Below are 19,451 nucleotides of genomic sequence, written 5' to 3'. Positions count from 1 at the left end.
AGTGAACCTCTTGCCTAAAGGGGATTAGCCTTGTTTTTTAACGAGTGCTTCGACGATGTTCGACGGAGCTTCGGCGTATTTGGAGAATTCCATGGAGTAGCTTGCGCGACCCTGAGACATGGAACGAACGTCGGTTGCGTAACCGAACATTTCTCCGAGCGGCACCTCAGCAGTGATTACCTTGCCGGACACCGAGTCTTCATTACCCTGGATCATCCCGCGACGACGGCTCAGGTCACCCATCACGTCACCCAGGTAGTCTTCCGGGGTTACAACTTCGACCTTCATGATCGGCTCGAGAACCACGCCGCCGCCCTTGGTGGCCAGCTGCTTGGTTGCCATCGAAGCAGCGATTTTGAACGCCATTTCGTTGGAGTCGACGTCGTGGTACGAACCGTCGAATACCGTAGCCTTCAGGCCGATCAGCGGATAGCCGGCGACAACGCCGTTCTTCATCTGCTCTTCGATACCTTTCTGGATCGGGGCGATGAATTCCTTAGGAATCACGCCACCAACGACTTCGTTGGTGAACACCAGACCTTCGGTGATGTTGCCTTTGTCGTCCTGCTCTGGCTCCGAGAAGCGGATCCAGCAGTGACCGAACTGACCACGACCACCCGACTGACGAACGAATTTGCCTTCGATCTCGACGCCGGACTTGGTGATCTTCTCGCGGTACGAAACCTGCGGCTTGCCGACGTTGCACTCGACGTTGAACTCGCGCTTCATGCGGTCAACGAGGATGTCCAGGTGCAGCTCACCCATACCGGAGATGATGGTCTGGCCGGTTTCTTCGTCGGTCTTGACGCGGAACGACGGGTCTTCCTGAGCCAGCTTGCCCAGTGCGATACCCATCTTCTCCTGGTCAGCCTTGGTCTTCGGCTCTACGGAGAGCGAAATCACCGGCTCAGGGAAGTCCATACGCTCGAGGATGATCGGCTTGTCGGCGTTGCACAGGGTGTCACCGGTGGTGACGTCCTTCATGCCGATCAGAGCAGCGATGTCGCCTGCACGTACTTCCTTGATTTCTTCACGCTGGTTGGCGTGCATCTGCACCATACGACCAACGCGCTCTTTCTTGCCCTTGACCGAGTTGATGACGGAGTCACCGGAGGTCAGGAAGCCCGAGTAGACGCGGACGAAGGTCAGAGTACCCACGAACGGGTCGGTGGCAATCTTGAACGCCAGGGCCGAGAACGGCGCGTCGTCGTCAGCAGGACGCTCGTCATACTGCTCTGGGGTGACTTCTTCCTTCGGCGTGTCGATCAGGTCAGGGTGGATACCCTTGATCGCCGGGATTTCGGTCGGAGCAGGCAGGAAGTCGATAACGGCGTCGAGAACCAGGGGAACACCCTTGTTCTTGAACGAGGAACCGCAGACAGCAGGAACGATCTCGCTCGCCAGGGTACGGGCGCGCAGACCAGCCTTGATGTCTTCGACGGACAGGTCACCTTCTTCAAGGTACTTGTTCATCAGCTCTTCGTTGGCCTCGGCAGCAGCCTCGACCATGTTGTTGCGCCATTCGTTGGCCAGGTCTACCAGCTCAGCAGGAATCTCTTCCTCGCGGTAGGTGGTGCCCTTGTCGTCATCGTTCCAGTAGATGGCTTTCATCTTGATCAGGTCAACCTGACCCTGGAAGTCATCTTCTGCACCGATAGCCAGCTGGACCGGAACCGGGGTGTGACCCAGGCGGTTCTTGATCTGGCCGATAACGCGCAGGAAGTTGGCACCGGCACGGTCCATCTTGTTCACGTAAACAACACGTGGAACGCCGTACTTGTTGGCCTGACGCCATACGGTTTCGGACTGAGGCTCAACGCCGGAGGTACCGCAGAACACAACGACCGCGCCGTCGAGTACACGCAGCGAACGCTCTACTTCAATGGTGAAGTCAACGTGGCCGGGGGTATCGATGACGTTTACGCGGTAGTTGTCGTACTGACCACGGGAACCTTTCCAGAAGGTGGTAACGGCAGCGGAGGTAATGGTGATACCGCGCTCCTGCTCCTGCACCATCCAGTCGGTGGTCGCGGCGCCGTCATGCACCTCGCCCATCTTGTGGCTCAGACCTGTGTAGAACAGGATCCGCTCGGTAGTAGTGGTCTTGCCCGCGTCAACGTGGGCACAGATACCAATGTTACGGTAGCGGTTAATTGCTGTAGTACGAGCCATAAAGCCCTCGCAAAATGATTGATGCTTGAATTAGAAGCGGTAGTGCGAGAACGCTTTGTTGGCTTCAGCCATACGGTGAACGTCTTCACGCTTCTTGACTGCAGCACCCTTGCCTTCGGCAGCATCCAGCAGTTCGCCAGCCAGGCGCAGAGCCATCGACTTCTCGCCGCGCTTGCGGGCGTAGTCTACGAGCCAGCGCATTGCCAGAGCGTTACGACGGGATGGACGAACTTCAACCGGAACCTGGTAAGTGGCACCGCCGACACGACGGGACTTAACTTCGACCAGCGGAGCGATGGCGTCGAGAGCTTTCTCGAAGATTTCCAGGGGGTCGCTGTTCTTGCGTGCTTTGACGGTATCCAGGGCACCGTAAACGATGCGCTCGGCTACGGCCTTCTTGCCGCTTTCCATCACGTGGTTCATGAACTTGGCGAGGATCTGGGATCCGTACTTCGGATCGTCAAGGATCTCACGTTTTGCTGCTACACGACGTCTTGGCATGATAAGCCCTCAAACGGTCTTCAGGTTAGCCCGGGACGTGGGTCTTCGACCCCTGCCCGACCTTACTCTTATCGACTCAAAAAAATGGATGTCTGCAAACGGCCGATTACTTCGGACGCTTGGTACCGTATTTCGAACGACCCTGGTTACGGCCTTTAACGCCCGAAGTATCCAGAGAGCCGCGAACGGTGTGGTAACGAACACCTGGCAAGTCTTTTACACGGCCGCCACGGATCAGGACGACGCTGTGCTCTTGCAGGTTGTGGCCTTCACCGCCGATGTACGAGGAAACCTCGAAACCGTTGGTCAGACGCACACGGCATACTTTACGCAGTGCCGAGTTAGGTTTTTTCGGCGTGGTGGTGTACACACGGGTGCACACGCCACGACGCTGCGGGCAGTTCTGCAGCGCAGGAACGTCGGACTTCTCGACCGAACGCTTACGCGGCTGACGTACCAGCTGGTTGATAGTTGCCATCTACTAGCTCCACTGATTGTCTTGCGACTCTATTGTCTTGCAAGAAAGCCAAAAATTGGCGAGACGGAGCCTCACCAAATTTAAGGGTACAAAAGTCTAAAGAGGATCTTGCACCCAGTCAAGACGAGGCCCCGGCCCTCCCCGCCCGATCATCGGCAACATTTCATGTCACCGACGGTCGTTCGAGGCTTGCCGGGGCTCTGCCCTGTACTTAGTTACCGCTGGAGTTCAGCGCTTCGGTCAGTGCGGCTTCCACCTCACTGGCGCTCACACGCAGCGGCTTGTCGGCATCACGGCGACGCTTGCGCTCGCTGTGGTAGGCCAGACCAGTACCGGCCGGGATCAGACGACCCACGACCACGTTCTCTTTCAGGCCGCGCAGGTAGTCGCGCTTGCCGGTTACCGCCGCTTCGGTCAGTACGCGGGTGGTTTCCTGGAAGGAAGCCGCGGAGATGAACGACTCGGTCGACAGCGACGCCTTGGTGATACCCAGCAGCACGCGGGTGAACTTGGAGATGAACTTGTCCTCGCCGGCGAGACGCTCGTTCTCTACCAGTACCTGGGTCAGTTCCATCTGGTCGCCCTTGATGAAGCTGGAATCGCCCGACTCGGAGATCTCGACCTTGCGCAGCATCTGACGCAGGATGGTCTCGATGTGCTTGTCGTTGATCTTCACGCCTTGCAGACGGTAAACGTCCTGGATCTCGTTGACGATGTACTTCGCCAGCGCGCTCACACCCAGCAGACGCAGGATGTCGTGCGGATCGCTCGGGCCGTCGGAAATAACTTCACCACGGTTTACCTGCTCACCTTCGAAGACGTTCAGGTGGCGCCACTTCGGAATCAGCTCTTCGTACGGATCGCTACCGTCGGTCGGAGTGATGACCAGGCGACGCTTGCCCTTGGTCTCTTTACCGAATGCGATGGTGCCGCTGACTTCAGCCAGAATCGAGGCTTCTTTCGGGCGACGCGCTTCGAACAGGTCGGCAACGCGTGGCAGACCACCGGTGATGTCACGGGTTTTCGACGTTTCTTGCGGGATACGCGCGATAACGTCACCAACGCCGATCTGGGCACCGTCAGCCACACCAACGAGGGCGTTGGCCGGCAGGAAGTACTGGGCAGGTACGTCGGTACCTGGCAGGTACAGGTCCTTGCCAGCAGCATCGACCATCTTGATTGCCGGACGGATTTCCTTGCCTGCGGCAGGGCGATCCTTGACGTCCAGTACTTCAATATTGGTCAGACCGGTCAGTTCGTCGGTCTGACGCTTGATGGTGATGTTTTCTTCCATACCCACGAAGGTCACGGTACCTTTCAGCTCGGTAACGATCGGGTGGGTGTGCGGGTCCCACTTGGCGACGATGGCGCCAGCTTCGACTTTCTCACCTTCCTTGACCGAAATCACCGCACCGTAAGGCAGCTTGTAGCGCTCACGCTCACGGCCGAATTCGTCGGCAATGGCCAGCTCGCCCGAACGCGATACGGCAACCAGGTTACCGTCGGCACGCTCAACCTGCTTCAGGTTGTGCAGACGCACCATACCGCCGTTCTTCACCTGGACGCTGTCGGCAGCCGAAGTACGGCTTGCAGCACCACCGATGTGGAACGTACGCATGGTCAGCTGGGTACCCGGCTCACCGATCGACTGTGCAGCGATAACGCCGACAGCTTCACCGATGTTCACCTGGTGACCGCGAGCCAGGTCGCGACCGTAGCACTTGGCGCAGATGCCATAGCGGGTTTCGCAGTTGATCGGCGAACGCACGATCACTTCGTCGATGCTGTTCAGCTCGATGAACTCGACCCACTGCTCGTCAACCAGGGTACCGGCCGGAACGATGACGTCCTCGGTGCCAGGCTTGAACACGTCACGGGCGATGACACGACCCAGTACACGCTCACCCAGTGGCTCTACAACGTCGCCGCCTTCGATGTGCGGAGTCATCAGCAGGCCTTGGTCGGTGCCGCAGTCGATCTCGGTAACGACCAGATCCTGGGCAACGTCTACCAGACGGCGAGTCAGGTAACCGGAGTTCGCAGTCTTCAAGGCGGTATCCGCCAGACCCTTACGAGCACCGTGAGTCGAGATGAAGTACTGAAGTACGCTCAGACCTTCACGGAAGTTCGCAGTGATCGGCGTCTCGATGATGGAGCCGTCCGGCTTGGCCATCAGACCACGCATACCGGCCAGCTGACGGATCTGGGCTGCGGAACCCCGCGCACCCGAGTCAGCCATCATGTACATCGAGTTGAAGGACTCTTGCTCGACTTCTTTGCCTTCGCGGTCGATGACCTTCTCTTTCGAGAGGTTGGCCATCATCGCCTTGGACACTTCGTCGTTCGCCTTCGACCACAAGTCGATGACCTTGTTGTACTTCTCGCCCTGGGTTACCAGGCCGGAGGCGTACTGGCTCTCGATTTCCTTCACTTCGTCGGTAGCGTTACCGATGATGCGGGCTTTCTCGTCCGGGATAACGAAGTCGTTAACACCGATGGAAACGCCGGAAATGGTCGAGTAAGCGAAACCGGTGTACATCAGTTGGTCAGCGAAGATAACGGTCTCTTTCAGACCAACCACGCGGTAGCACTGGTTGATCAGCTTGGAGATCGCCTTTTTCTTCATCGGCTGGTTGACCACGTCGTACGGCAGACCTGCCGGTACAACCTGGAACAGCAGCGCACGGCCGACGGTGGTGTCGACGATGCGGGTGTTCTTGACCACCGAACCATCACGCTCTTTCACGGTTTCGTTGATACGAACCTTGATTTTCGCGTGCAGGGCAGCTTCGCCGGCGCGGAATACGCGGTCGACTTCCTGCAGGTCGGCAAACACGCGACCTTCGCCCTTGGCGTTGATGGCTTCACGGGTCATGTAGTACAGACCCAGTACAACGTCCTGCGACGGAACGATGATTGGCTCACCGTTGGCTGGCGAAAGGATGTTGTTGGTCGACATCATCAGCGCGCGCGCTTCGAGCTGGGCTTCCAGCGTCAGCGGCACGTGAACGGCCATCTGGTCACCGTCGAAGTCGGCGTTGTACGCAGCACAGACCAGCGGGTGCAGCTGAATCGCCTTACCTTCGATCAGAACCGGTTCAAAGGCCTGGATACCCAGACGGTGCAGGGTAGGTGCACGGTTGAGCAGTACGGGGTGTTCGCGAATCACTTCGGCGAGAACGTCCCACACCTCTGGCAGCTCGCGCTCGACCATCTTCTTGGCGGCCTTGATGGTGGTCGCCAGACCACGCATTTCCAGCTTGCCGAAAATGAACGGCTTGAACAGCTCGAGGGCCATCTTCTTCGGCAGACCGCACTGGTGCAGGCGCAGGGTCGGGCCTACGGTAATTACCGAACGGCCGGAGTAGTCCACACGCTTACCGAGCAAGTTCTGACGGAAGCGACCTTGCTTACCTTTGATCATGTCGGCCAGGGACTTCAGCGGACGCTTGTTCGAGCCAGTGATGGCGCGACCGCGACGGCCGTTGTCCAGCAGGGCGTCGACCGCTTCCTGCAGCATGCGCTTTTCGTTGCGCACGATGATGTCCGGCGCCGACAGATCCAGCAGGCGCTTCAGACGGTTGTTACGGTTGATCACCCGACGATACAGGTCGTTCAGGTCGGAGGTCGCGAAGCGGCCACCATCCAGCGGAACCAGCGGACGCAGGTCCGGCGGCAGCACTGGCAGGACGGTCAGGACCATCCACTCAGGCAGGTTGCCCGAGCCCTGGAAAGCTTCCATCAGCTTCAGGCGCTTGGACAGCTTCTTGATCTTGGTTTCCGAGTTGGTCTGCGGAATCTCTTCGCGCAGGCGACCGATCTCGTGCTCCAGGTCGATAGCGTGCAGCAGCTCGCGGACAGCCTCGGCACCCATGCGGGCGTCGAAGTCGTCACCGAACTCTTCCAGCGCTTCGAAGTACTGCTCGTCGTTCAGCAGCTGGCCCTTTTCCAGGGTGGTCATGCCCGGGTCGATAACGACATAGCTCTCGAAGTAGAGCACGCGCTCGATGTCACGCAGGGTCATGTCCATCAGCAGGCCGATACGGGACGGCAGCGACTTCAGGAACCAGATATGGGCTACCGGCGAGGCCAGTTCGATGTGCGCCATGCGCTCACGACGAACCTTGGCCAGGGCAACTTCAACGCCGCACTTCTCGCAGATTACGCCGCGGTGCTTGAGGCGCTTGTACTTGCCGCACAGGCACTCGTAGTCCTTGACTGGGCCAAAGATCTTGGCGCAGAACAGGCCGTCACGCTCAGGCTTGAACGTACGGTAGTTGATGGTTTCCGGCTTCTTAACTTCACCGAACGACCACGAACGGATCATTTCAGGCGACGCCAGACCGATGCGGATGGCGTCGAACTCTTCGACTTGACCCTGGTTTTTCAGCAAATTCAGTAGGTCTTTCAAGGCCTTTCCTCCTGGCGGAGCAGGGAGCGGGCATTACCTGCCCCACTCCCCTTCGCGTCACGTGTTATTCGGTTTCCAGATCGATATCGATACCGAGCGAACGGATCTCTTTGATCAACACGTTGAAGGACTCGGGCATGCCCGGCTCCATACGGTGATCGCCATCCACGATGTTTTTGTACATCTTGGTACGGCCGTTCACGTCGTCCGACTTCACTGTGAGCATTTCTTGCAGGGTGTATGCCGCGCCGTATGCTTCCAGCGCCCACACTTCCATCTCCCCGAAACGCTGACCACCGAACTGCGCCTTACCACCCAGCGGCTGCTGGGTAACCAGGCTGTAGGAACCAGTGGAACGCGCGTGCATCTTGTCGTCCACCAAGTGGTTCAGCTTGAGCATGTACATGTAACCAACGGTCACAGGACGCTCGAACTTGTTGCCGGTACGGCCATCGAACAGCACCATCTGGCCGCTTTCTGGCAGGTCAGCCAGCTTCAGCATGGCCTTGATCTCACGCTCTTTGGCACCGTCGAAGACCGGGGTAGCCATCGGCACGCCTTTCTTCAGGTTGTGGGCCAGAGCCAGGATCTCTGCGTCGGTGAACTCTTCGAGGTTTTCCTGACGACCGCCGATCTCGTTGTAGACCTCGGTCAGGAACACGCGCAGTTCAGCGGCTTTGCGCTGCTCTTCGAGCATGCGGTCGATCTTCTCGCCCAGGCCCTTGGCCGCCAGGCCCAGGTGGGTTTCAAGGATCTGACCAACGTTCATACGCGAAGGTACGCCCAGCGGGTTCAGTACGACGTCGACCGGAGTACCGTTGGCATCGTGCGGCATGTCTTCGACCGGCATGATGACCGAGACAACACCCTTGTTACCGTGACGACCGGCCATCTTGTCACCCGGCTGGATGCGACGGCGGATTGCCAGGTAGACCTTGACGATCTTCAGTACGCCCGGAGCCAGGTCATCGCCCTGCTGCAGCTTGCGCTTCTTGTCTTCGAACTTGTCGTCCAGCAGACGGCGACGGTCGACGATGTACTGCTGAGCCTTTTCCAGCTGCTCGTTCAGTGCATCTTCAGCCATGCGCAGTTTGAACCACTGGCCGTGCTCCAGACCGTCCAGCACTTCGTCAGTGATCACGGTGCCTTTCTTCAGGCCCGCGCCACCGTCGACCACCTGGCCGTTCAGGGCAGAACGCAGACGCTCGAAGGTTGCACCTTCGACGATGCGGAACTCTTCGTTGAGGTCCTTGCGGATCTCGTCCAGCTGCATCTTCTCGATGGCCAGGGCGCGGCTGTCGCGCTCTACGCCATCACGGGTGAAGACCTGTACGTCGATGACGGTACCCTTGGTGCCGGTTGGCACACGCAGGGAGGTGTCCTTAACGTCGCTGGCCTTCTCACCGAAGATTGCGCGCAGCAGTTTTTCTTCCGGAGTCAGCTGGGTTTCGCCTTTTGGCGTGACCTTGCCAACCAGGATGTCACCAGCGCCGACTTCGGCACCCACGTAGACGATACCGGCTTCGTCCAGTTTGTTCAGTGCAGCTTCACCCACGTTCGGGATGTCCGCAGTGATTTCCTCTGGGCCAAGCTTGGTGTCACGCGCCACACAGGTCAGTTCCTGGATGTGGATGGTGGTGAAGCGGTCTTCCTGAACCACACGCTCGGACAGGCAGATGGAGTCTTCGAAGTTGAAGCCGTTCCACGCCATGAACGCGATGCGCATGTTCTGACCCAGTGCCAGCTCACCCATGTCGGTGGACGGGCCGTCGGCCATGATGTCGCCACGCTGAACCTTGTCGCCCTTGCTCACCAGCGGACGCTGGTTGATGCAGGTGTTCTGGTTCGAACGGGTGTACTTGGTCAGGTTGTAGATATCCACACCTGCTTCGCCGGTTTCCACTTCGTCGTCGGCAACGCGAACAACGATACGGCTGGCGTCGACCGAGTCGATCACACCACCACGGCGAGCAACCACGCAGACACCGGAGTCACGGGCAACGTTGCGCTCCATGCCAGTACCTACCAGCGGCTTGTCGGCACGCAGGGTTGGTACAGCCTGACGCTGCATGTTCGAACCCATCAATGCACGGTTGGCGTCGTCGTGCTCGAGGAACGGAATCAGCGAGGCAGCAACGGAAACAACCTGCTTCGGCGAAACGTCCATCAGGGTGACGTCTTCCGGCGCCTTGACGGTGAATTCGTTCAGGTGACGAACCGCTACCAGTTCATCGATCAGTTGCTTCTTCTCGTTCATCGCGGCCGAAGCCTGGGCGATAACGTGATCAGCTTCTTCGATGGCCGACAGGAACACGATGTCGTCGCTGACAACGCCTTCCTTCACCACGCGGTACGGGCTTTCCAGGAAGCCGTACTGGTTGGTGCGGGCATAGGCTGCCAGGGAGTTGATCAGACCGATGTTCGGACCTTCAGGGGTCTCGATCGGGCACACACGGCCGTAGTGGGTCGGGTGTACGTCTCGGACTTCGAAGCCGGCACGCTCACGGGTCAGACCGCCAGGGCCGAGTGCAGAGACACGGCGCTTGTGGGTGATCTCGGAGAGCGGGTTGTTCTGGTCCATGAACTGGGACAGCTGGCTGGAACCGAAGAACTCTTTCACCGCCGCCGCAACCGGCTTGGCGTTGATCAGGTCTTGCGGCATCAGGCCTTCGCTTTCCGCCATCGACAGGCGTTCCTTGACCGCGCGCTCTACACGCACCAGGCCAACGCGGAACTGGTTCTCGGCCATTTCACCAACGCAACGTACGCGACGGTTACCGAGGTGGTCGATGTCGTCGACGATGCCTTTGCCGTTACGGATATCGACCAGGGTCTTCAGAACCTCGACGATGTCTTCCTTGCTCAGCACGCCCGAACCTTCGATCTCGGTACGACCGATACGACGGTTGAACTTCATGCGGCCAACGGCGGACAGGTCGTAACGCTCGGCGCTGAAGAACAGGTTGTTGAACAGGGTCTCGGCTGCATCCTTGGTTGGCGGCTCGCCTGGACGCATCATGCGGTAGATCTCGACCAGAGCTTCCAGCTGGTTGCTGGTGGTGTCGATCTTCAGGGTGTCGGAGATGAACGGACCGCAATCGATGTCGTTGGTGTACAGGGTCTCGATACGGACAACCTGTGCCTTGGCGACCTTGATCAGCAGTTCGGTGGTCATCTCGGTGTTGCATTCGGCCAGGATCTCGCCGGTAGCCGGATGCACGATGGCCTTGGCGGTAGTGCGGCCCAGGACGTATTCCATTGGAACGTCCAGCTGCTTGACGCCGGCTTTTTCGAGCTGGTTGATGTGGCGCGCGGTAATACGGCGGCCTTGCTCGACGATGACTTTGCCGGTTTCGTCATGGATGTCCATGACTGCAACTTCACCACGCAGACGTTGAGGCACCAGTTCCAGGCTGAGTTTTTCGCCGGAAATGTGGAACACGTTGGTGGTGTAGAAGGTGTTCAGCACTTCTTCAGTGCTGTAGCCCAGGGCGCGCAGCAGCACCGAAGCCGGCAGTTTGCGGCGACGGTCGATACGCACGAACACGCAGTCCTTCGGGTCGAACTCGAAGTCCAGCCAGGAGCCGCGGTAAGGGATGATGCGAGCGGAGTACAGCAGCTTGCCGGAGCTGTGGGTCTTGCCACGGTCGTGGTCGAAGAACACACCAGGCGAACGGTGCAGCTGGGAAACGATCACACGCTCGGTACCGTTGATAACGAAGGTACCGTTCTCAGTCATCAGGGGGATTTCACCCATGTAGACTTCTTGCTCTTTGATGTCCTTGATCGCTTTGTTCGACGATTCCTTGTCGAAGATGATCAGGCGCACCTTGACCCGCAGTGGGACCGCGAAGGTCACGCCACGCAGGACACATTCCTTCACATCGAAGGCCGGTTCGCCCAGGCGATAGCCTACGTACTCCAGGGCAGCATTGCCGGAGTAGCTGATGATCGGGAATACCGATTTGAAGGCCGCGTGCAGGCCGACGTCGCGGAACTGATCCTTGGATGCTCCCGCTTGCAGGAATTCGCGATACGAATCCAGCTGGATGGCCAGGAGGTAAGGCACATCCATGACGTCCGGCAACTTGCTAAAGTCCTTGCGGATACGTTTTTTCTCAGTGTATGAGTAAGCCATCAGCGTTCCCCAGCTTGGTCACCTGCTTGTTTGGCTTCTCCCGGCGGGAGCAGCCAGAAAATCGTGCAAACCCCTTGGTTTGCGCCACCCACATGGGTGTCTTGCAGCTTGTTATCGGGGCCGGCCTGACCGACCACCAATAACGGAAAAAGGCCGGTGGCGTAAGCCACCAGCCATCAGCCCTTCGCTCAACGCTCAGGCTGGCATCGCAAGGTCGAGATTACTTCAGCTCGACTTTAGCGCCTGCTTCTTCCAGCTTCTTCTTAGCGTCTTCAGCGGCTTCTTTCGAAACGCCTTCAGCTACAACCTGAGGAGCGCCATCGACTTTCTCTTTGGCTTCTTTCAGGCCCAGACCGGTCAGTTCGCGAACGGCTTTGATCACGTTCACTTTCTTGTCGCCGGCTTCAACCAGAACAACGTTGAACTCGGTCTGCTCTTCAACAACGGCAGCAGCAGCAGCTGGGCCAGCAGCGGCAACAGCAGCGGTAACGCCGAAGGTTTCTTCCATAGCTTTGATCAGCTCAACAACTTCCAGAACGGTTTTCTGGCCGATTGCTTCGATGATTTGTTCGTTAGTCAGAGACATGACTTAAATCCTGTATTGGGGTGACAGCCTACGCAGCCATCAAATTAAACGTATGATTTTGAAAGAGTTCGCGCGCCTTAGGCGGCGGTAGCTTCTTTCTGGTCGCGAATGGCTGCCAGAGTACGAGCCAGCTTGCTGGTGGCGCCTTGGATCACGCTCATCAGTTTTGCGATAGCTTCGTCGCGGGTCGGCAGGGTAGCCAACACGTCGATCTGGTTCGCTGCAATGAAATTGCCGTCAAACGCAGCTGCCTTGATCTCGAACTTGTCCTGACCCTTGGCGAACTCTTTGAACAGACGAGCAGCAGCGCCCGGGTGTTCGTTGGAGAAAGCAATCAGGGTCGGGCCTTTGAACGCGTCGTTGAGGATCGAAAATTCGGTGCCTTCAACAGCGCGCTTCAGCAGGGTGTTACGTACAACACGTACGTAAACGCCAGCTTCGCGGGCCTCTTTACGGAGTCCGGTCATTGCGCTTACAGTCACACCACGGGCATCAGCCACGACAGCGGACAGAGCGACTTTGGCAGCCTCGTTGACTTCAGCGACGATGGCCTTCTTGTCTTCGAGTTTAATTGCCACGGGTTTACTCCTGGTTTTTACCGTTTCATCTGGCCGAAGCCTGATGTCGTTTTGGTGTCTGATTCGGTAACGAATCGGGAGCACCATCTGCGTGGGCTGGTGTTTTAAGGCTTGCGCCGCCTACGGTCTTGGATAGCCCCCGCCAGGCAGGGACCCCAATTTTTGCTGGTGGCGTGACAGGTCACGCCACCATGTTCTTACACGTTCAGCGAGCTCTGATCGATGACCAGACCTGGGCCCATGGTGGTGCTCAGGGTAACGCGCTTGACGTAGATACCTTTCGAGGAAGCTGGCTTGATACGCTTCAGGTCAGCGATCAGGGCTTCAACGTTTTCCTTCAGCTTGCCAGCTTCAAAGCCGATCTTGCCAACGGAGGTGTGGATGATACCGTTTTTGTCGGTACGGTAGCGAACCTGACCAGCCTTGGCGTTTTTCACGGCAGTGGCTACGTCTGGAGTTACGGTACCGACTTTCGGGTTAGGCATCAGGCCGCGAGGACCCAGAACCTGACCCAGCTGACCTACAACGCGCATGGCATCAGGCGATGCGATGACGACGTCATAGTTCAGGTCGCCGCCTTTCATTTCGGCAGCCAGGTCGTCCATACCTACGCGGTCAGCGCCGGCAGCCAGAGCGGCTTCAGCAGCTGGACCCTGGGTGAAGACAGCAACGCGAACGGTCTTGCCAGTGCCGTGTGGCAGCACAGTAGCGCTACGTACGACCTGGTCGGATTTACGCGGGTCAACACCGAGGTTAACGGCGATGTCGTAGGACTCTACGAACTTGGCAGCAGGCAGCGAGGCCAGCAGAGTTGCCGCTTCTTCGAAGTTGTAGGCCTTGCCTGCTTCGATTTTCTCGGCGATTGCCTTTTGGCGTTTGGTCAGCTTAGCCATTACACACCCTCCACGTTCAGGCCCATGCTGCGGGCAGAGCCAGCGATGGTGCGTACAGCAGCGTCCAGGTCAGCGGCAGTCAGGTCAGCCTGTTTGGCTTTCGCGATGTCTTCCAGCTGAGCACGGGTAACGGTACCGACTTTAACGGTGTTCGGGCGAGCCGAACCACTGGTCAGGCCAGCAGCTTTCTTCAGCAGAACCGAGGCAGGGGTGCTCTTGGTCTCGAAAGTGAAGCTACGGTCGCTGTAAACAGTGATGATCACAGGAGTCGGCAGGCCGGCTTCTTGACCCTGGGTACGGGCGTTGAAGGCCTTGCAGAATTCCATGATATTCACACCGTGTTGACCCAGTGCTGGACCAACGGGTGGGCTTGGGTTGGCCTGGCCGGCCTTAACTTGCAGCTTGATGTAAGCCTGAATCTTCTTAGCCATGAGCTACTCCAAAATCGGGTACGAACGCCTGTTGGCTCCCCGGATGACTTGCGTTTTATCCCAGTGACGACAAAACCCCGCAGCACACAGGGCTGCGGGGTATGGGATGCTTCGTCCGCCTAGACCTTTTCGACCTGGCTGAACTCGAGCTCTACCGGGGTAGAGCGACCGAAAATGAGCACTGCAACCTGCAGACGGCTCTTCTCGTAGTTAACCTCTTCGACACTACCATTGAAGTCAGCGAACGGACCGTCAATGACTCGAACCACTTCACCTGGCTCGAACAGCGTCTTCGGCTTCGGCTTGTCGCTACCGTCGGCAACGCGACGCAGGATAGCCTCAGCTTCTTTATCGGTGATCGGCGCAGGCTTGTCTGCAGTGCCACCAATAAAGCCCATCACACGAGGGGTGTCCTTGACCAAGTGCCAAGTCCCTTCGTTCATCTCCATCTGGACCAATACATAGCCAGGGAAGAATTTACGCTCACTCTTGCGCTTCTGGCCGTTGCGCATTTCGACGACTTCTTCGGTCGGGACCAGGATCTCGCCGAAACCGTCTTCCATGCCAGCCAGCTTGACGCGCTCGATCAGGGAGCGCATTACATGCTTCTCGTAACCCGAGTAAGCATGCACAACATACCAACGCTTAGCCACGGGACACCTTTAGCCAACGATCAAGGAGACCGCCCAGCCGAGCAGGGAATCGAGCCCCCACAGCAGCAGTGCCATAACCAGCACGACAGCCACGACAATCAGCGTGGTCTGGGTGGTTTCCTGGCGGGTCGGCCACACGACTTTACGAATCTCGGTACGAGCTTCCTTCGCCAGCGCAAAGAACGACTTGCCCTTCGCAGTCTGCAGAGCTACAAAGCCCGCGACAGCAGCCAGGACGAGAAGTACGAGAACGCGATACAGGATTGGAGAGGCGGAGTAATATTGATTACCCACAACACCAACAACCACCAAAGCCACTACAGCCAGCCACTTGAACAGATCAAAACGCGATTCTTGGGCTTCAGTTTTGGGGGTCATCGAGGAGGATCCTGTAAGAAGAAAGCCATCACACCGAGGTGAAATGGCAGGTCAGGAGGGAATCGAACCCCCAACCTACGGTTTTGGAGACCGTCGCTCTGCCAATTGAGCTACTGACCTGTAACGCTGTATCAGGCCGGCCATTATACCGGCCTGATCAAGTAAATCAACTACTTATTCAATAATTTTTGCTACGACGCCGGCGCCGACGGTACGACCGCCTTCACGGATAGCGAAGCGCAGACCGTCTTCCATTGCGATGGTCTTGATCAGGGTGACAGTCATCTGAATGTTGTCACCTGGCATTACCATTTCAACGCCTTCCGGCAGTTCGCAGTTACCGGTCACGTCAGTGGTACGGAAGTAGAACTGAGGACGGTAGCCTTTGAAGAACGGAGTGTGACGGCCGCCTTCTTCCTTCGACAGAACGTAAACTTCTGCGGTGAACTTGGTGTGCGGCTTGACCGAACCTGGCTTGACCAGAACCTGACCACGCTCAACGTCGTCACGCTTGGTGCCACGCAGCAGAACGCCGCAGTTCTCGCCAGCACGACCTTCGTCCAGCAGCTTGCGGAACATCTCAACACCGGTGCAGGTGGTGGTGGTGGTGTCACGCAGACCGACGATTTCCAGTGGATCTTGAACGCGAACGATACCACGCTCGATACGACCGGTAACAACGGTACCACGACCCGAGATCGAGAATACGTCTTCGATCGGCATCAGGAACGGCTGGTCGATGGCACGAACTGGCTCAGGGATGTAGGCATCCAGAGTTTCTACCAGCTTCTTGACAGCGGTAGTACCCATTTCGTTGTCGTCTTTGCCTTCCAGGGCCATACGAGCGGAACCGATGATGATCGGAGTGTCGTCGCCTGGGAAGTCGTAGGTGGACAGCAGGTCGCGAACTTCCATCTCGACCAGTTCCAGCAGCTCAGCGTCGTCTACCAGGTCAGCCTTGTTCAGGAAGACCACGATGTACGGAACGCCTACCTGACGGGACAGCAGGATGTGCTCACGGGTTTGCGGCATCGGACCATCGGCGGCCGAGCAAACCAGGATCGCGCCGTCCATCTGGGCAGCACCGGTGATCATGTTCTTCACGTAGTCAGCGTGACCTGGGCAGTCAACGTGAGCGTAGTGGACGAATGTTCGAGTTGTACTCGACGTGAGCGGTGTTGATGGTGATACCGCGCGCTTTTTCTTCCGGAGCCGAGTCGATCTTGTCGAACTCAACGACTGCCGAACCGAAAACTTCGGAGCAGACGCGAGTCAGAGCTGCGGTCAGAGTGGTCTTACCGTGGTCAACGTGGCCGATAGTGCCGACGTTAACGTGGGGAAGGGAACGATCAAACTTTTCCTTAGCCATCGATACAATCCTCCGCAGAAGAAATAGTCTTGCGCTGATAAAACAAAGGCAGATATTTTCATATCTGCCTTGTTTATATGGAGCTCTTGAGCGGATTTGAACCGCTGACCTCACCCTTACCAAGGGTGTGCTCTACCAACTGAGCTACAAGAGCGAAACACTTTGTGCAAAATCCGGCAAACTTGGAGCGGGTAGCGGGAATCGAACCCGCATCATCAGCTTGGAAGGCTGAGGTTCTACCACTAAACTATACCCGCGGAGCTTGCGGCTCTCGCTAAAACTGGTGGAGGGAGAAGGATTCGAACCTTCGAAGCTCTCGCAACGGATTTACAGTCCGTCCCCTTTGACCGCTCGGGAATCCCTCCAGATGTGGCCGGCATTCTATTTGTCTGCCGCCCTAGTGTCAAGCGTTTTTTCAAATTTTTTCAATCAAATCTGAAACTTAGCTGTTTTGACACCGCTTCCAGTTCTACCACCTGAGTGGTGTTCCCTGTGAAGCGGGCGCCATTCTATCAAGCTATTCGCCAGTTGCAATACCCTGGCAGAAAATAATTTTATGTTTTAAGTCTTTGAAATCATTGGAAAGAGCTGAGAGCACCGTTTGGTCCAGCAAACGCTCGCTTTCCGGTGCAACCTTGAGCCAGCGCCCATCTGCTCCCGGCAGCTGCCCCACCACTGGCAACGTCGCAATATCAAGGCTCAAGAGGCGCTGACGCAGCGCATCCAGCTGCCCCTGCCCCATCACCCCTCCCACTACCAGGCATTCATCACGACGCTTGGGCGGCGCCGACACGCCGGTTTCACGCAGCAGGCGGATTTCTTGCTGATTCCCCTTGTACAGAGACAGCGGGGCGACTTCCTTGACCTTCAGCGGGGCTTCCTGCTGGTGCCACACGTAATAGAAGACGTTGAGCACCAGTAACAGCAGAAACAACCAACGCATAGGCACCTCAATCCAATGGGCAGGCCATGGCCAGGCCAACGAAAACCAGGTCTGGCACAACACGCGCCTGGGGCACAGCCTCCCTTACCAGTGGCGCATCACCCCCAGTGAGAAATACCGTGAACGTATCCCCCCACAGCGCACGCGCCTGATCAAGCTGGGTGCGCGCAAAGCCCTGGAGCATCAACACACAGCCGCGCTCGACCGCTTCGACGGTGGAGCGCCCGGGCGACAGACTGGTCAATGCACGCTCGGCGGAGGCATCGTCATAACGGATACGCCGGGTATGGGTGCGCAGCTGGCTACGCATCAAAGGCATGCCCGGGCAGATGTAACCACCCAGATGCTCACCATCCGCCGCAACGAAGTCCGCTTTTGCGGCAGTGCCCAGGTCAATGACCAGGCACGCGCCCTTTGCCAAGTGAAATGCACCCAGCGCAGCCAGCCAACGATCCATACCCAGACGCTGATAATCGTCATAGCCATTGCGCACGCCGGCCATTTCCCGCGCCGGATGTGCAACACGCGCCTGAACGGTAAACGCCTGGGCAATCAATGAACACAGCGCATCGGTTTCTTCCTCGCTGCGCACACTGACAATGCGACAGCCTGTAAGACGCACCGAAGCCAACGCAGCCACTTCAGCGAGCAACGCCTGATCGGAATCGACGATCCCGCCACCTTCAATGACTGCATCAGCGGCATGGATTACCCGCCACTTGATGAAGCTGTTACCACAATCGAGCTCAAGAATCATCACGCAACCTCAAACTGAGCTCACCACCACTGAAGCTCTTTTCCACTCCGTCCACCTCAAGGCGCAAGCCACCCTGCCCGTCGACGCCGAGAACCACACCATCAATATGCGTGCTGCCAGCAACCAGCGAAACATTGCGCCCCTGCCAAAGGTGCGCCTGCTCCCATTCTTCCAGGAATGCTGCAAATCCGTAGCGACGATGGCGCGCCAATTCATGCTGCAGCTGCTGACTGAGCGATGCCACCAAGTGATTGCGATCAATTGTCGCACCCACCTCACGCCGCATCGAGGTCCACTGTTGATCGACCTGGTCATTTGCCTGCATGTTCACATTGATACCGACACCCAGCACCACATGGCAGACATCGGCGGGGTCGCCCACCAGCTCCAGGAGAATGCCGGTAATCTTCTGCCCGCGAACCAGCACATCGTTGGGCCATTTGAGCCCTACCTCTTTTACGCCAAACGCCTGCAGGGTACGCATTACAGCCAATCCCACCACCAGGCTCAAACCTTCGAGCTGACGCATGCCGCCATCCACTCGCAATACAAGGCTGTAATAGAGGTTTTCGGCAAATGGGCTGATCCACTGACGGCCACGCCGGCCGCGGCCGGCACTCTGCCGCTCGGCCAGCACGATAAACGGAGCTGCCTGCCCTTGGCCGGCAAGCCGCAAACCTTCCGCATTGGTCGAGTCAATCGATTCGTGGATGAACACCGGCCACTGCTCGCCTTCGGCATAACCGGCGATTGCCTGTGCTTCGAGCAAGGCGAGCGGTGCCGCCAGCTGATAGCCGCGCCCACGAACCTTGTGAATGGTGAGGTTCAGTTCACTCTCCAGGTGCTGCAGCTGCTTCCAAACGGCACTGCGACTCACCCCGAGGGCTGCCCCCAGGGCTTCACCGGAATGGAACCGGCCATCCTTGAGGAGATTCAACAACTTCAGCATGCCAGTCTCGACTTGGAATAAGGCAGGCATGATAGCCATGGGCTGTTGGCTTGCATAGGAAAAGGGCCTGTAAGTGCGGCCTTGTGTCGCGATCCCTGTGGGGTTCGGCTTTGGCCGCGAAGCAGGCGACGTGGTGGATGGCACCGGCTTTGCCGGTGTTCGCGGCTAAAGCCGCTCCTACAGGGATCTGGGCAAGGCCGAGACTTGCGTGAGA

At 57.9% G+C, this 19,451-nt stretch carries 14 protein-coding genes, 4 tRNA genes and 1 pseudogene; all 19 read right to left on the bottom strand.

The features are described 5' to 3' along the window. Window positions 1-24: 24 nt before the first annotated feature. Window positions 25-2,172 carry an elongation factor G gene (gene fusA / locus A0O30_RS23365; RefSeq protein WP_105948215.1) on the bottom strand — a complete coding sequence of 716 codons (2,148 nt, stop codon included), beginning with the start codon at window positions 2,170-2,172 and terminating at the stop codon, window positions 25-27. A gap of 30 nt (window positions 2,173-2,202) precedes the next feature. Further along, on the bottom strand, window positions 2,203-2,673 hold the full coding sequence (gene rpsG, locus A0O30_RS23360; RefSeq protein ID WP_003246741.1) for a 30S ribosomal protein S7: 471 nt from the start codon (window positions 2,671-2,673) through the stop codon (window positions 2,203-2,205). Between the two features lie 106 nt (window positions 2,674-2,779). Beyond that, complete coding sequence (gene rpsL, locus A0O30_RS23355) at window positions 2,780-3,151, bottom strand: 30S ribosomal protein S12 (protein WP_003255492.1); 372 nt, start codon at window positions 3,149-3,151, stop codon at window positions 2,780-2,782. A gap of 211 nt (window positions 3,152-3,362) precedes the next feature. Next, window positions 3,363-7,562: a DNA-directed RNA polymerase subunit beta' gene (gene rpoC, locus A0O30_RS23350; RefSeq protein WP_016715870.1), complete on the bottom strand. Its 4,200-nt coding sequence runs from the start codon at window positions 7,560-7,562 to the stop codon at window positions 3,363-3,365. Window positions 7,563-7,626: 64 nt separating this feature from the next. After that, window positions 7,627-11,700 carry a DNA-directed RNA polymerase subunit beta gene (rpoB, locus tag A0O30_RS23345; RefSeq protein ID WP_016715871.1) on the bottom strand — a complete coding sequence of 1,358 codons (4,074 nt, stop codon included), beginning with the start codon at window positions 11,698-11,700 and terminating at the stop codon, window positions 7,627-7,629. 220 nt (window positions 11,701-11,920) lie between these two features. Next, complete coding sequence (rplL, locus tag A0O30_RS23340) at window positions 11,921-12,286, bottom strand: 50S ribosomal protein L7/L12 (RefSeq protein WP_003255496.1); 366 nt, start codon at window positions 12,284-12,286, stop codon at window positions 11,921-11,923. Between the two features lie 77 nt (window positions 12,287-12,363). Then, on the bottom strand, window positions 12,364-12,864 hold the full coding sequence (gene rplJ, locus A0O30_RS23335; protein WP_016715872.1) for a 50S ribosomal protein L10: 501 nt from the start codon (window positions 12,862-12,864) through the stop codon (window positions 12,364-12,366). Between the two features lie 197 nt (window positions 12,865-13,061). Beyond that, window positions 13,062-13,757, bottom strand: a complete 696-nt coding sequence (gene rplA / locus A0O30_RS23330) for a 50S ribosomal protein L1 (protein WP_060501592.1) — start codon at window positions 13,755-13,757, stop codon at window positions 13,062-13,064. Beyond that, window positions 13,757-14,188 carry a 50S ribosomal protein L11 gene (gene rplK / locus A0O30_RS23325; RefSeq protein ID WP_003255500.1) on the bottom strand — a complete coding sequence of 144 codons (432 nt, stop codon included), beginning with the start codon at window positions 14,186-14,188 and terminating at the stop codon, window positions 13,757-13,759. The genes rplA and rplK overlap by 1 nt, the downstream gene beginning before the upstream one ends. Window positions 14,189-14,307: 119 nt before the next feature. Next, complete coding sequence (nusG, locus tag A0O30_RS23320) at window positions 14,308-14,841, bottom strand: transcription termination/antitermination protein NusG (protein ID WP_003255501.1); 534 nt, start codon at window positions 14,839-14,841, stop codon at window positions 14,308-14,310. 9 nt (window positions 14,842-14,850) lie between these two features. Next, window positions 14,851-15,219 (bottom strand): preprotein translocase subunit SecE, encoded by a 369-nt coding sequence (secE, locus tag A0O30_RS23315; RefSeq protein ID WP_003255502.1) that lies wholly within the window; start codon window positions 15,217-15,219, stop codon window positions 14,851-14,853. A gap of 44 nt (window positions 15,220-15,263) precedes the next feature. After that, window positions 15,264-15,339 (bottom strand) — tRNA-Trp (locus A0O30_RS23310). A 54-nt stretch (window positions 15,340-15,393) separates the two neighbouring features. Then, window positions 15,394-16,588 (bottom strand): annotated as a pseudogene (gene tuf / locus A0O30_RS23305) (elongation factor Tu). A 78-nt stretch (window positions 16,589-16,666) separates the two neighbouring features. Further along, a tRNA-Thr gene (locus A0O30_RS23300) sits at window positions 16,667-16,742 on the bottom strand. A 29-nt stretch (window positions 16,743-16,771) separates the two neighbouring features. Next, window positions 16,772-16,845, bottom strand: a tRNA-Gly gene (locus tag A0O30_RS23295). 24 nt (window positions 16,846-16,869) lie between these two features. Beyond that, window positions 16,870-16,953, bottom strand: a tRNA-Tyr gene (locus A0O30_RS23290). A gap of 152 nt (window positions 16,954-17,105) precedes the next feature. Then, complete coding sequence (locus A0O30_RS23285) at window positions 17,106-17,531, bottom strand: hypothetical protein (protein ID WP_019098632.1); 426 nt, start codon at window positions 17,529-17,531, stop codon at window positions 17,106-17,108. Window positions 17,532-17,538: 7 nt separating this feature from the next. Continuing rightward, window positions 17,539-18,288 (bottom strand): pantothenate kinase, encoded by a 750-nt coding sequence (locus A0O30_RS23280; protein WP_016715909.1) that lies wholly within the window; start codon window positions 18,286-18,288, stop codon window positions 17,539-17,541. Next, the gene (birA, locus tag A0O30_RS23275; protein WP_105948307.1) at window positions 18,278-19,237 is read right to left on the bottom strand and encodes a bifunctional biotin--[acetyl-CoA-carboxylase] ligase/biotin operon repressor BirA; all 960 of its coding nucleotides are present in this window, start codon (window positions 19,235-19,237) and stop codon (window positions 18,278-18,280) included. The genes A0O30_RS23280 and birA overlap by 11 nt, the downstream gene beginning before the upstream one ends. Between the last annotated feature and the right edge of the window lie 214 nt (window positions 19,238-19,451).

Source organism: Pseudomonas sp. LLC-1, assembly GCF_002992185.1.
GTDB classification, from domain to species: Bacteria; Pseudomonadota; Gammaproteobacteria; order Pseudomonadales; family Pseudomonadaceae; genus Aquipseudomonas; species Aquipseudomonas monteilii.
Note: the sequence above shows the minus strand (reverse complement) of the source record. Positions and strands in the feature narration are given on the sequence as shown.

Bases quoted from the DNA above. Each gene is read 5' to 3' on its own strand.
- fusA (WP_105948215.1), bottom strand. From the start codon at position 2,172: ATGGCTCGTACTACAGCAATTAACCGCTACCGTAACATTGGTATCTGT.
- rpsG (WP_003246741.1), bottom strand. From the start codon at position 2,673: ATGCCAAGACGTCGTGTAGCAGCAAAACGTGAGATCCTTGACGATCCG.
- rpsL (WP_003255492.1), bottom strand. From the start codon at position 3,151: ATGGCAACTATCAACCAGCTGGTACGTCAGCCGCGTAAGCGTTCGGTC.
- rpoB (WP_016715871.1), bottom strand. From the start codon at position 11,700: ATGGCTTACTCATACACTGAGAAAAAACGTATCCGCAAGGACTTTAGC.
- rplL (WP_003255496.1), bottom strand. From the start codon at position 12,286: ATGTCTCTGACTAACGAACAAATCATCGAAGCAATCGGCCAGAAAACC.
- rplA (WP_060501592.1), bottom strand. From the start codon at position 13,757: ATGGCTAAGCTGACCAAACGCCAAAAGGCAATCGCCGAGAAAATCGAA.
- rplK (WP_003255500.1), bottom strand. From the start codon at position 14,188: ATGGCTAAGAAGATTCAGGCTTACATCAAGCTGCAAGTTAAGGCCGGC.
- secE (WP_003255502.1), bottom strand. From the start codon at position 15,219: ATGACCCCCAAAACTGAAGCCCAAGAATCGCGTTTTGATCTGTTCAAG.
- A0O30_RS23285 (WP_019098632.1), bottom strand. From the start codon at position 17,531: ATGCGTTGGTTGTTTCTGCTGTTACTGGTGCTCAACGTCTTCTATTAC.
- A0O30_RS23280 (WP_016715909.1), bottom strand. From the start codon at position 18,288: ATGATTCTTGAGCTCGATTGTGGTAACAGCTTCATCAAGTGGCGGGTA.
- birA (WP_105948307.1), bottom strand. From the start codon at position 19,237: ATGCTGAAGTTGTTGAATCTCCTCAAGGATGGCCGGTTCCATTCCGGT.